Raw genomic sequence first — 13,216 nt, forward strand, 5'->3', positions numbered from 1 at the left:
GATGCGGGGGGGGGCGTGGGTGGCAGTGGACGCGGAAGCGCGGAGACGAGGAGGTCGCGGGGACGCGGGACGCGAAGGGCGCAGCGACGCGAAGGGCGCAGCGACGGGGAGGGCGCAGCGACGGGGAGGCGCGGGGCGTCAGACGACGATCCCGCCGCCAGCACGAGGCTGACGGCGGGATCGGTGGATGTGGGAGGTGCGCGTGCTTACGCGTAGGGGTTCGGGGTGAGCGTGTACTTGGTGTACAGGTACTCCTCGATGCCCTCGAAGCCTCCCTCGCGTCCGATGCCCGACATCTTGACGCCGCCAAACGGCGCCGCGGCGTTGGAGAGGACGCCGATGTTGAGGCCCATCATGCCCGTCTCGATGCGGTCGATGAGGCGCTGGCCGCGCTTCAGGTCTTCGGTGAACACGTAGGAGACGAGGCCGTACTCGGTGTCGTTGGCGAGGCGGATGGCCTCCTCCTCGTCGGCGAACGTCGTGATCGAGAGGACGGGTCCGAAGATCTCCTCGCGGAAGATCTCGCTGGAGGATGGGGTGCGGTTGAGCACGGTCGGCTCGTAGAAGGAGCCGTCGCCTTCGACGCGCTTGCCGCCGTGGAGCAGCTCGGCACCCGCGGCCACGGCCGAGTCGACGAGCGACGCGACCTTGTCGACGGCCTTGTCCTCGACGAGCGGGCCGATGACGACGCCCTCCTCGGTGCCGCGCCCGATCTTGAACGAGGACACCTTCTCCGTGACGCGGCGCGCGAACTCATCGGCGACGTCCGTGTGCACGAGGATGCGGTTCGCGGCCGTGCAGGCCTGCCCGATGTTGCGGAACTTCGCCGCGATGACGCCTTCGACGGCCTTGTCCAGGTCGGCGTCCTCGAAGACGACGAACGGCGCGTTGCCGCCGAGCTCCATGGACGTGCGCAGCACGTTCTTCGTTGCCTCCTTCATGAGGCTCTGGCCGACTCCGGTCGACCCGGTGAACGAGATCTTGCGGAGGCGCGGGTCGGCGATGATCGGCGACGAGACGGCCGCGGTGCTGCGGGTCGTGATGACGTTTACTACCCCCTTGGGCAGGCCGGCCTCTTCGAGGATCTTCACGAAGTAGAGCGTGGTGAGGGGGGTGAGGGATGCGGGCTTCACGACCGAGGTGCAGCCTGCGGCGATCGCTGGCGCGATCTTGCGCGTCGCCATCGCGAGCGGGAAGTTCCACGGAGTGATGAGGAACGCGGGGCCGACCGGGTGCTTCGAGACGATCATGCGCCCGGTACCCTCCGGCTGCGTGCCGTAGCGGCCGTGCACGCGCACGGCTTCCTCGCTGAACCAGCGCAGGAACTCGCCACCGTAGGTGACCTCGCCCTGCGCCTCCGCCAGGGGCTTGCCCATCTCAAGCGTCATGATGAGCGCCATCTCGTCGCGGCGCTCCTGCAGGATGTCGAAGGCGCGGCGGAGGATCTCGCCGCGCTCACGGGGGGCCATGCGCGCGAAGTCCTCTTGAGCGGCGACAGCCGCGTCGAGCGCCTGGATGCCCTGCTCTGGGTTGGCGTTGGCGATGTGCTTCAGGGGCGTGCCGGTCGACGGGTCGTTGACCGCGAAGGGCTCGTCCGCGCCGTCCACCCATTCGCCGCCGATGAACAGCTGGCCGGGGACCTTCGCAAGCAGTTCCGCTTCGTTGGGGTACGTCATAGTGCAAACTCCTCGGTTGTTGGCGGGCTCGAGTGTGGCGGGCTCAAGCGTTCTCCGGGCTCCAACGCTACTCGTGCGGGCTGGGCGCTTCACGAGCAATTCGCCCAGCCCGCAAGCCCGGGGCCGTGCATCCGCACAATCAGGCGAGGAGGTCCCTCACCATGGGGATGACCTTCGTTCCGTAGAGCTCGATGGCCTTCATGCTGTGCTCGTGCGGGAGCGTGCCCGCGCTGTACTTGAGGTCGAAGCGCTGGAGTCCGAGCACCTGCACGGTCGCGGCGATCTTGCGTGCGACGGTCTCCGGCGATCCGACGTAGAGCGCGCCGCGCTCCCCCGCCTCCTGCACGTACTGCTCGTACTGCATGGGCGACCAGCCGCGTTCCTTGCCGATGCGCATCATCATGGTCCGGTAGTTCAGCCAGTGCTCTTCGCGCGCCTGCTCGTCGGTCTCGGCGATGTGCCCGGGCGAGTGCGCGCCGATGGGGCCGTTGGGTTGGCCGAACTGCTCGTTGGCCTTCCGGTAGAGGTTGGCGAACGGTGCGAAGCGTGCCGATTCGCCGCCGATGATCGCGAGCATGAGCGGCATCGAGTACTGTGCGGCGCGCACGACGGACTGCGGGGTTCCGCCGACGGCGGCCCACGTGCGAAGGCGCCCTTCTTCGAGCTGCGGATGCACGGTCACGTCGTTGAGCGCGCCCCGAACGGTTCCGCTCCAGCTGACCGGCCCGCCCGCCGCGATCTTCATGAACAGGTCGAGCTTCTCCTCGAAGAGCACCTCGTAGTCCTGGAGGTTCAGTCCGAAGAGGGGGAAGGACTCGGTGAAGGAGCCGCGGCCGAGCATGACCTCGGCGCGCCCGTTGGAGATGGCGTCGACGGTCGAGAAGCGCTGGAAGACGCGCACGGGATCGTCGGAGCTGAGCACGGTCACCGCACTGCCAAGGCGGATGCGCTCGGTGCGGGCGGCGATGGCGGCGAGCACGGTCTCCGGGGTCGAGATCGCGAAGTCATCCCTGTGGTGCTCACCGACCGCGAACGCGTCGATGCCGACCTGCTCGGCGAGGACACCTTCTTCGATGACGTCGCGGATGACCTGGGCGTGCGAACGCGGCTGCCCTTGGAGGTCGTTGGTCGCGTCGCCGAAGGTGTTGAGGCCGAACTCGATCGTGCCGGTCATGGCAGCTCCATCCATTTCAATGCAATTGCATGAACTCTACTGCCGGAAGCCATCCGCCTGAAGCTCGGCGGGGACGAAAAAGCGCCGCCCCGGGGGAACACGGCATCCCCGAGGCGGCGCGGCTTGTGGTCGACTGCCACGCTGCGAGCCCGTCTGGCCGAGGCGGCGATCTATGCAATCGAATGAAGTTCGATGATGATGCCAAGAAATACCCGGGCACGTCAACTCAGGGCATCCAGACACCTCAGGTGATCCCCGACCGGCACCGCGTCGCCATGCGGAGATCCCGAGCGCGCCCTCGCAGGCTCTGCAAGCCAGCCAGATGCCACTACTCGTGAGTCACATCCTCGTGTAATGTAAACACGCAATCCGATCGTACTTCAGCCGCATTTTCGCTGGGCGTAAGGAATTTCAGCACAGCCCAGAACGAGGAACACATGACCACGACACCCAGCTCAACGCGACCGACGACGACGACGCAGGACCGACGCACGATTCTCAGGACCGCCGCATGGAGCGTGCCGATCGTGTCGCTCGCCGCCGTCACGCCCGCGCACGCGGCGAGCGGCCCCTGCGCCCCCGTGAACGTCTCGTACTCCTCGGGGAACTGGACCACGGCGTTCGCCGGAACCACCAGCAGCGGCACGTGCGGCGGGGTGCAGCCGGAAGCCTCGGGGCGCTACTGGCTCTGGTGCGACGCACCGGCGGCCTCGAACTACACGATGACGCGAACGGTGACCTTCAGCGTGGTAGCCGGAACGACGTACTCGATCGCGTACTCGATGCAGGCGAACCAGGGCGCACCCACCCCGTCGAGCGGCCAGACGCTCACCATCGCGATCGGATACGCAACCCCCACCACGGTGAAGACCTACCAGTCGCAGACCGGCCTCCTCGCCGGCGCGACACTGCTTCCCAACGCAGGAACCGGCGGGGCGAACTTCAGTGTCGTGAACGACGACTTCGACTTCACGGCGGCGACCACGGGTACCGTCACGCTCACATACACCCACACGGCTCGGGCGCGGGGCTCAGCGGTCTCCACGGATGACATCGGCATCTCCGCGCCGACGATCTCGTGCGCCTGACGCGCTCGCAGTAGGTGGCTCCAGGTAGGGCTCTCCCGGCATCGCGCCAGCGAGAGCCCTGCTTCGCTGGCACACAGGGCACGTCCTCCCCGGAGGGACCGCCAGAGGCTCCACCGACGTGCATGCTCAGCTTAGGACGCCCTCACGGGCGTTCACCGGGCATTCACCCGGACGCCCCCGAACGTTCGAGACGCACTGCTTGCCTCGTCGGGTCACCGACGAAGGAGCCCTCCCATGACCGATGTCTCGCGCCGCACGTTCCTCCCGATGCTCGGGCACACGAAGGGCAAGCGGAGCCCCGTGACCTGCGCCCTCAAATGCGCCAACGCCTGCACGGGCGAGGTCTGCAACACCTCCTCGAACTCCTACTTCCGCGACATCGTGTCCGCCCAGCTCTCGCGTCGCGCGATGCTCGGCGCGAGCGCCGGGCTCGCGGGCGCCATCACCCTCGCCTTCAGCGCCGCGCCGCGCGCCGAGGCTGCTCCGAGCGCGTCACCGTTCGGTCCCGCCGCCTCGCCGCTCGAGTTCTCCCCGATCTCGCCCGTCGACGCGATGTCCGACACGTTCACCGTGCCGGACGGCTACGACTGGCGTGCCCTCATCCGCTGGGGAGACCCGCTCTTCGCCGACAGCCCGCTCTTCGACCCGTCGAACCAGACGGAGGCGGCGCAGGCCCGACAGTTCGGCTACAACTGCGACTACACCGACATCCTGCCGCTCGACGGCTCCGACGGCCTGCGCGCCGTGCTCTTCGTCAACCACGAGTACACGAACGAGAACATCATGTTCCCGGCAGCGCAGCTCGAGAACGAGCAGGCGCGAGTGCGGGCCGTCAGCCGTGCCGCACACGGCCTCACGGTCGTGGAACTCGAGCGGGCCTCCGCCGAGCACCCCTGGAACTACGTCGTGGGCGCCGAGCGCAACCGCCGCTTCCTGCTCAACACGGTCTACGAGGTCACGGGGCCAGCCGCGGGATCGCCACTCCTCTCGACCGTGGAGGACCCAGCCGGCCGCTGGGTCAATGGGACACTGGGCAACTGCGCGGGCGGCACGACCCCGTGGGGCACGATCCTCTCCGGCGAGGAGAACTTCAACGGCTACTTCCGTTCCCCCGGGGTCTCCGCGGAGGACAAGCGGTACGGTCTCTCCGACAGCGAGACGGCGCGCGGCTGGGAGCTGGATGCGCCTCGCTTCGACACCCGGAACGCCGGGTACGAGAACGAAGCCAACCGCTTCGGCTGGATCATCGAGATCGACCCGCTCGACCCGACGAGCACACCGAAGAAGCACTCGATGCTCGGTCGCCTCAAGCATGAGGGCGCCAACATCTCGATCGCCGCGAACGGCAAGGTCGTTGCCTACACCGGTGACGACGAGCGCTTCGACTACCTGTACAAGTTCGTGTCCCGCGATACGTACATCGAGGGCAACCGCGCCCACAACATGACGCTGCTCGCCAACGGCGACCTCTACGTCGCGCAGTTCGCGGGCAACTCCCCCACCTCGGAGATCACGGGGTCGGGCGCACTCCCGAGCGACGATGCCTTCGACGGCACCGGCACCTGGCTGCCGCTCGTCGTCGGCGGGGCGTCCCAGATCGCCGGCATGTCGGTCGACCAGGTGCTCGTCAACACTCGCCTCGCCGCAGACCTCGCAGGCGCCACGAAGATGGATCGCTGTGAGGATGTGGAGCCGAACCCCTTCACCGGGAAGGTCTACGTCGCCTGCACCAACAACACGAACCGCGGCACCCCGGGCCGCGCCAGTGCCGACGAGGCCAACCCGCGCGCCGAGAACCGCGACGGGCACGTCGTCGAGATCACCGAGGCAGGGGGCGACCAGACGGCCACGAGCTTCACCTGGAACCTGCTGCTGCTCTGCGGCGACCCTGCCACGAACTCGTCGGCGTACTTCTCCGGCTTCCCCGCGGCGCAGGTGTCGCCCATCTCCTGCCCGGACAACCTCGCGTTCGACTCCGTCGGGAACCTCTGGATCTCGACCGACGGCGCCCCGAGCACGATCGGCTACAACGACGGCCTCTTCCGTGTGACGCTGGAGGGCCCGGACCGCGGCAAGGTCGAGCAGTTCCTGGCCGTGCCTCGCGAGAGCGAGACGTGCGGGCCGGTCATCCACGACAGCGAGCGCCACGTGTTCGTCGCCGTCCAGCACCCCGGAGAAGACGGCTCCTTCGAGACGCAGAACTCGCTGTTCCCCGACTTCGTCCCCGTTGGAACGCCCGCGCCGGCAGGCTCGTTCGCCGGCCCCCGGCCCACCATCGTGCAGGTGCTTCCCAAGGAGCAGCTCGTCGAGGTGCCGATCCCGCCGACTCCGACGGCGTCCCCGACAGCAACGCCCGCACCGACCTCAACCCCACCCCTGACGCCGACCGCCTCTCCCACTGGCACGCCAGGCGCGACCGGGTCTCCCACGCCGAGCGCCTCGGCACCCGGATGGGCTACGGCATCCCCGAGCCCCACCGCGACACCCGACGGACTCGCATCCACCGGCGGTGAGCTGCTCGCGCCGACCATAGGCGGAGCCGCCGTGCTGGCCGCCGGCGCCCTCGCGACCGCTGCCGCCATCCGCAGGCGCGGTGAACGCCCCGCCGAGGCCGGCGACGGCGACAGCGACTCGGCGTAGGCAGTTCCCGTCGGCCGCCAGGCCAAGCGGCGCGCTGCGAGACTTGGGACCCCGGGCGACCTGACCGCTGCGCCTCAAGGCAGGGACTGGAGTCAGGCGGCAGCCTCCGCGGAGACCGCGCTCTCCACCACGGACGGTTCGCTCTCCGCGGTCGCCGCTGCGATCTCATCCATGAGCAGGGCGAACGCGACGTCACCCCCGGCCGTCGCGCCCTGGCCGATCGAGACGGGCACGTTGGCGCGCGGGTCTCCCGCGTTGCCGACGACCCAGACGCGGGCGTCCGGATGCTCGGTGCCCCGCACCTCGACCCCTTCGAGGAAGTCCGTCAGCGGCACGAAGGCAGGATTCGTGAAGATCGCCTCGAGTGCCAGCTCGGTGCCGTTCGCGAGGCGCACGCCCCGCACGCGGTTGTCGTCACCCGCGAGCACCTCGTCGACACCGGAGCGCTCGATGCGGATCCCCCGCGCGGTGAGCGCCCTCGCCTCGGCCTCGCCGAGCGCAAACGACCCGTTCACGAGGAGCACGAGATCAGCGCTCCATTGGCGCAGGAGGTGGGCCTTCATGTCGGAATGGTCGCCGTTCGCGAGCACGGCGATCGGTCGGTCGCGATGCTCGTAGCCGTCGCAGAACGGGCACGCGTACACGCCACGACCCCAGAGCGCACGCAATCCGGGCAGGTTGGGGAGCTCGTCGCGGAGCCCCGTCGCCACCACCACTGCCCGCGCCCGGAAGGTCCGGCCATCGGTCGTCGCGATGCGCACGCGGGTGCCGTCGCCGTCGGCGACCGAGTCCACCGCCGCGACCTGGGCGTCCTCGAACATCCCCTCGTGCGCCTCGACCTCGGCCCTCCCGATTCTGCGCAGCTCGCCAGGCGCGAGCCCCTCGTGGCCGAGCACCCCGTGCATGTGGTCGGTGAAGCGATTCCGCGGGACCCCGTGGTCGATCACGAGGACGCGCCGACGCCCCCTCGTCAGCGTCAGCGCAGTGCTCAGCCCGGCTGGGCCGGCCCCGATCACGACGGCGTCCCACAGCTGAGCCTCGGTGTCTGCCGCTCGCAGCGACGCATCCTGATGTGTCATGCGTCGAGTCTCCGCGCCGAGTCTCGCTTTTGGCAATTCTGTTTGCTAGGTTCGCAACATGATGGATGCGCACCAGGGGTCAGACCACACCGCCCACACCGCCGGACCAGACACGGTCTCGGAGCAGACGGCCAGCATCCCCGAAGCGCTCAGCCGTGTCGCACCCCGGCTCCGCGAGATCCGACAAGCGCGGGGCATGACCCTCAGCGAGGTCGCCGACGAGACCGACCTCAGCGTCAGCACGCTCTCGCGCCTCGAATCCGGCGGACGTCGACCTTCCCTCGACGTGCTCCTCCCACTCGCGCGCTGCTACCGAGTGCCGCTCGACGACCTCGTCGGCGCCCCCTCCACCGGCGACCCGCGCATCCACCCGAAACCCGTCAAGCGCGGAGACCGCGTCTACCTCGCGCTCTCGCGCGCAACCGACGGCATGCAGGCCTTCAAAGTGCTCGTCGCCCCGCAGAAGCCCGCCGACCGCAGCAAGCCCGTCCAGCTGCGCGTCCACGAAGGCACCGAATGGTGCTACGTCCTAGCAGGCCGACTCCGCCTGCAGCTCGACGACGAGGTCACGATTCTCGAAGCAGGGGAAGCCGCAGAATTCGACACGACCCGACCGCACTCCATGACCAACGATGGCGCGACGACCCTCGAGATCCTCTCCCTCTTCAGCCGTCAGGCGGAGCGCAGCCACATCCACGAAACAGGCTGAACGGATCGTCCGAAAATGGACGCATCCCACCCCAAGGACGCCCTACGATATTGATCACCGCGCCGGGGATCTGCGGTGTGCATCGAGGGAGGAGCACACCGGTGAATTCTGTCGTGCACCATAGAACGGCGTCACGGCGCCACCCAACGATGCAAGGTCGGATGCAATGATCGCTCCTCGTCTCCGAGACGTGACACAGCTCACCAGTTCACAAGCCATACTCTTCGACCTCGACGGCGTCATCACGCCGACCGCCGAGGTGCACATGCGCGCATGGGCGAGGCTCTTCACCGACTACCTCACGCTGAAAGGCGTCGGCCCCGCGTACACCGACGACGACTACCTGCGCTACATCGACGGCAAACCCCGCTACGACGGCGTCCGGTCGTTCCTCGCCTCCCGAGGCATCACGCTCGAAGACGGCACCCCCGAGGACTCGCCCGAACTCGAGACCGTGTGCGGCCTCGGCAACCGCAAGAACGACACCTTCAACTCGGAACTCGCCGAAACCGGCGTCAAGGCCTACCCGGGATCCGTCGAGTTCCTGAACGCCGCCGTCGACCACGGCCTGCGCGTCGCCGTCGTCTCCAGCTCCCGCAACGCGGTACCCGTGCTCACGGCAGCCGGCCTCCTCGACCGATTCGAGACCGTCGTCGACGGCCTCGTCGCCGCACAGCACGGCATCGCCGGCAAGCCGGCCCCGGACACCTACCTCTACGCCGCCCAGCTGCTCGGCCTCACCGCGGCGCAGTGCGTCGTCGTCGAGGACGCCCACTCCGGCGTGCAAGCAGGACGCGACGGCGACTTCGGCCTGGTCATCGGAGTGTCCCGCGAGGCGAGCCACGAAGAGCTCATGTCCTCAGGGGCCGACACCGTGGTCGACGACCTCGCAGAGCTCGTGCCAGTGTTCACGAACTCCGACAGCACAGCTGTCGTCTCAGACAGCACAGCTGTCGTCTCAGACAGCACAGCTGTCGTCTCAGACAGCAAGGCTGTCGTCTCAGACAGCAAGGAAGGCAACGCATGAACCTCTCCACGGAAGACCCGCTGGACCGGCACCGGTTCCCGCTCGACGAGTGGGCACTCGTCGAGCACGAATTCGACGCCAACTCGCAGGGTCTCGTCGAGACGCTCTTCGCCACCGGCAACGGCTACCTCGGCCTCCGAGGCAACCTCGAAGAGAGCCGCGACGGCTACATGTACGGAACCTTCATCAACGGATTCCACGAGACGTGGCCCATCCGCCACGCCGAGGACGCGTTCGGCTTCGCCCAGGTCGGGCAGACGATCGTCAACGTCCCAGACGCGAAGATCATCCGCCTCTTCGTCGACGACGAGCCGCTCGTCATCAGCGAAGCAGACCTGCTCTCCTACTCGCGCGTGCTCTCGTTCAAGGACGGCGTCCTGACCCGCGAGCTCGACTGGCGCACGCCGTCGGGCAAGCACGTGCGCATCCGCTCGCACCGCCTCGTGTCGTTCACCGACCGCCACTACATGCTCCTCGACTACGAGGTCGAGATGGTCGACCGCGGCGCATCCATCCTGCTGTCGAGCCAGATCATCAACCGACAGGACGGCGGCGACGAGTTCCAGCGCGGCAAGAAGGAGACCGAGGTCGCGTTCGACCCGCGCAAGGCGGAATCGTTCACCGACCGCGTCCTCCAGTCCCGCATCGCACGCGAGGAGGGCCTCCGCTCGATGCTCGCCTACCGCACCACGCACTCGGGCATGACCATCGCAGTCGCGGCAGACCACGACATCATCACCGACAACGAGTGGGATGCGACGACCCGCGTCGACGCCGACTTCGCCGAGACAGCCTTCCGCGTGCGCGCCGAACCGGGCATGCCAGTGCGCATCATCAAGCACGTCGCATACCACACGTCGAAGAGCGTGCCCACGCGTGAGCTCGCCGACCGCGCCGACCGCACCCTCGACCGCATGCGCGAGATCCCCGTCGACGACGTGTACACGTGGCAGCGCGAGTGGCTCGACGACTTCTGGGACCGCAGCGACATCGTCATCCACGGCCACCCCGTGTACCAGCAGGCGACGCGCTGGAACCTCTTCCAGCTGGCGCAGGCCACCGCCCGCACCGACGGCGGCGGCATCGCCGCGAAGGGCGTCTCCGGCTCCGGATACGGCGGCCACTACTTCTGGGACACCGAGGTGTACGTCCTCCCGTTCCTCAGCTACACGGCACCGAACGTGGCACGCAACGCACTCCGCTTCAGGCACCAGATGCTCGACGCGGCACGCCAGCGGGCGCACGAGATGAACCAGAAGGGCGCGCTCTTCCCGTGGCGCACCATCAACGGCCTCGAGTCGTCCGCCTACTACGCAGCCGGCACCGCCCAGTACCACATCGACGCGGACATCTCGCATGCCCTCATGCAGTACGTCTCAGCCACGGGCGACGACGAGCTCCTCGCGCAGGGCGCCATCGACATCCTCGTCGAGACAGCCCGCCTCTGGGCTGACCTGGGCTTCTGGCGCACCGGCGGAGACGACCACTTCCACATCCACGGCGTCACCGGGCCCGACGAGTACACGACCGTCGTCAACGACAACCTGTACACGAACGTCATGGCCAAGGCGAACCTGCGCGCGGCCTACACCGCGTGCGAGCGACTCCGCGAGACCGACCCGGCCTCCTTCGAACGCCTCACGATGCGCCTCCACCTCGCCGAGGAAGAGCTGGTCGAGTGGGCCGCCGCCGCCGAGGCCATGTACCTGCCATTTGATGAGAAGCTCGGCATCCACCCTCAGGACGCGCAGTTCCTCGAGAAGGAGCTGTGGGACCTCGAGAACACGCCGCCGTCGCAGCGCCCGCTGCTGCTGCACTTCCACCCGCTCGTCATCTACCGGTTCCAGGTGCTCAAGCAGGCCGACGTCGTGCTCGCGCTGCTCCTGCAGGGCAACGAGTTCACACCGGAGCAGAAGCGCAAGGACTTCGAGTACTACGACGCGCTCACGACGGGCGACTCGTCGCTCTCCGCGGTCGTGCAGTCGATCATCGCGGCGGAGGTCGGCTACGCCGATCTCGCGGAGCACTACTTCTCCACGGCCCTGTTCGTCGACATCGCGAACCTGCACCACAACACGAGCGACGGCATCCACATCGCCTCCACGGGCGGCATCTGGAGCGCGCTCGTCTACGGCTTCGGCGGGATGCGCGACCACGGCGGGAAGATCACCTTCGATCCCCGCCTCCCAGCGGACTGGCCGCGTCTCGAGTTCCACCTCACGCTGCGCGGGTCACGCATCCGCGTCGACCTGGAGCAGGAGTTGATGACGTTCACCGCCGAGACCGGTTCGGGCGCTGAGGTGTTCGTGCGCGGACGCCGCGTCGCGATCGCCCCAGGCGAGCCGACCACCGTCAAGCTCGGCGCCGTCCGGGAGCTCGAGGGGTACCCGACGCTCAGCGACATCGAGGGCTCCATCCGCGAAGACGGCTCCGTCATCACGGCATCCATCCCCACGATCTCGGTCGACCACGCGGTCCTCGACCCGGGCCTCGACTAGCGACTCCTCACCTTCACGAACGGCGACGCCGTCTGCATCTGCAGGCGGCGTCGCCGTTTCCGCGCGAGCTCGCTGCGTCGCCGTTTCCGCGCGAGCTCGCTGCGTCGCCGTTTCCGCGCGAGCTCGCTGCGCTCACCCCGCAATCGCTGCCAGCCAATTGGCCCTTCAGCGCCTGCGTCGCCGAAGCACTGCCAGTCAAGTGGCCTATCCCGACGCGCCGAACAGGCCATCTGGCTGGCAGCGTTCACTGCAGGTCCCCGCGCTCGGCGAGGGCGCGGCAGATGCTCTCGAACAGATTCCGAGGCCGACGGAGGTCGGCATCCGTCACGCGGATCACACGCCAGCCGGCCCGCTGCTGCGCCTCGGTTCGTTCCAGGTCACGGCGAGCGGCAGCGGCGTCGAAGAAATGCCCCTCACCCTCGTACTCGATGGCGATCTTCTCCCTGATATACGCGAGATCGATGCGCGCGTTCCCGTATCCGGGCACATTCAGCTTGTACTGGATGACCGGCTCGGGGAACCCCGCGCCCATGATCAGCAGCCGGAGCTCGGTCTCCTTGGGGGATTCCGACCCCTCCCGCGAGAGCTCAAGCGCTGCTCGGAGATTCGCGGCCCCTGGCCGTCCCTTCCAGCGTTTCGCCACCGTGCGGAGCTCCTCGAGCGAGTGCATCGGTACAAGTGGACTTCGACGTGGATAGTGGTCGAACGACGTGCGCAGCGCATCCGCGAACATCACCGTTCGCGTCAGATCGAGGCGCCCTGCGAGCTGCGCGAGCAGGGTCGCTGGCGAGAGGGTCAGCACTCCTCGGTGCTCGGACGTCTCGAAGCGCCTCGTGTCGAGACGATACCCGCGTATCCGCTTGCCGGTTGGCGGATGCGCCGGCTGCGCGACCGCGACGTGTGTCACCATCTCATCCTCCAACGCCCTTGGCAGCGGGAGACCCCACCACCGTGCACCCGACGCGCATGCGAGCGCCTGCCCGTCGACGAGCCCTGCCCGTGCGAAGCTCTCATCGAGGTCATACGGGCTGAGATCCCGAGCAGACACTCGGATGCCGTGATGCGACGTCGTGAGGTCGCGCGCCCTCATCCGCTTCCTCGAGACTCCGTTGTCGACGGCTTGTGCGGTCGAGAATCCCTCGCTCGTCATGAGGTTCTCCGGCAGGGGTCGAGGAGTGCGCATGCCGCGACGCTAGTTTCGCCGCTGCCTGCGTCTCGAAGTGCGATCGTCACCTGTGGAGGAGACCGTATCCACAGGGTCTCCGACCACCGAGTGGCGCTCAGCCCTCGCCCTGTAGGCCCCGGGCCGACCGATCGCTGCCAGC

General features: G+C 68.1%; 9 protein-coding genes. 5 read left to right on the forward strand and 4 right to left on the reverse strand.

Translation table 11 applies throughout. The features are described 5' to 3' along the window. Window positions 1–206: 206 nt before the first annotated feature. Both C5C17_RS14620 and C5C17_RS14625 read right to left on the reverse strand, forming a co-directional pair. Window positions 207–1,676 (reverse strand): NAD-dependent succinate-semialdehyde dehydrogenase, encoded by a 1,470-nt coding sequence (locus C5C17_RS14620; protein WP_104254110.1) that lies wholly within the window; start codon window positions 1,674–1,676, stop codon window positions 207–209. Window positions 1,677–1,815: 139 nt separating this feature from the next. Next, window positions 1,816–2,850: an LLM class flavin-dependent oxidoreductase gene (locus C5C17_RS14625; protein ID WP_104254111.1), complete on the reverse strand. Its 1,035-nt coding sequence runs from the start codon at window positions 2,848–2,850 to the stop codon at window positions 1,816–1,818. A 437-nt stretch (window positions 2,851–3,287) separates the two neighbouring features. Here C5C17_RS14625 and C5C17_RS14630 point away from each other — a divergent pair, with 437 nt between their 5' ends. Both C5C17_RS14630 and C5C17_RS14635 read left to right on the forward strand, forming a co-directional pair. Then, the gene (locus tag C5C17_RS14630; protein WP_104254112.1) at window positions 3,288–3,938 is read left to right on the forward strand and encodes a hypothetical protein; all 651 of its coding nucleotides are present in this window, start codon (window positions 3,288–3,290) and stop codon (window positions 3,936–3,938) included. Window positions 3,939–4,172: 234 nt separating this feature from the next. Beyond that, on the forward strand, window positions 4,173–6,578 hold the full coding sequence (locus C5C17_RS14635) for a PhoX family phosphatase (RefSeq protein ID WP_104254113.1): 2,406 nt from the start codon (window positions 4,173–4,175) through the stop codon (window positions 6,576–6,578). Between the two features lie 92 nt (window positions 6,579–6,670). Here C5C17_RS14635 and C5C17_RS14640 read toward each other — a convergent pair whose 3' ends face one another. Next, window positions 6,671–7,657, reverse strand: a complete 987-nt coding sequence (locus tag C5C17_RS14640; RefSeq protein ID WP_104254114.1) for an NAD(P)/FAD-dependent oxidoreductase — start codon at window positions 7,655–7,657, stop codon at window positions 6,671–6,673. Window positions 7,658–7,715: 58 nt separating this feature from the next. On the opposite strand from C5C17_RS14640, the gene C5C17_RS14645 reads away from it, so the two are divergent. From C5C17_RS14645 to C5C17_RS14655, 3 genes are all read left to right on the forward strand, one after another. Further along, complete coding sequence (locus tag C5C17_RS14645; protein ID WP_258066234.1) at window positions 7,716–8,366, forward strand: helix-turn-helix domain-containing protein; 651 nt, start codon at window positions 7,716–7,718, stop codon at window positions 8,364–8,366. A 190-nt stretch (window positions 8,367–8,556) separates the two neighbouring features. Further along, window positions 8,557–9,393 carry a beta-phosphoglucomutase family hydrolase gene (locus C5C17_RS14650; protein ID WP_308471316.1) on the forward strand — a complete coding sequence of 279 codons (837 nt, stop codon included), beginning with the start codon at window positions 8,557–8,559 and terminating at the stop codon, window positions 9,391–9,393. Then, window positions 9,390–11,891 (forward strand): glycoside hydrolase family 65 protein, encoded by a 2,502-nt coding sequence (locus C5C17_RS14655; protein ID WP_104254117.1) that lies wholly within the window; start codon window positions 9,390–9,392, stop codon window positions 11,889–11,891. Before C5C17_RS14650 ends, C5C17_RS14655 begins: the two co-directional genes overlap by 4 nt. A gap of 244 nt (window positions 11,892–12,135) precedes the next feature. Here C5C17_RS14655 and C5C17_RS14660 read toward each other — a convergent pair whose 3' ends face one another. After that, window positions 12,136–13,074, reverse strand: coding sequence for an endonuclease domain-containing protein (locus C5C17_RS14660; RefSeq protein WP_104254118.1), 939 nt, complete (start codon window positions 13,072–13,074; stop codon window positions 12,136–12,138). Window positions 13,075–13,216: the final 142 nt, after the last annotated feature.

Source organism: Pseudoclavibacter sp. RFBA6 (assembly GCF_002931575.1).
GTDB lineage: Bacteria > Actinomycetota > Actinomycetes > Actinomycetales > Microbacteriaceae > Pseudoclavibacter > Pseudoclavibacter terrae.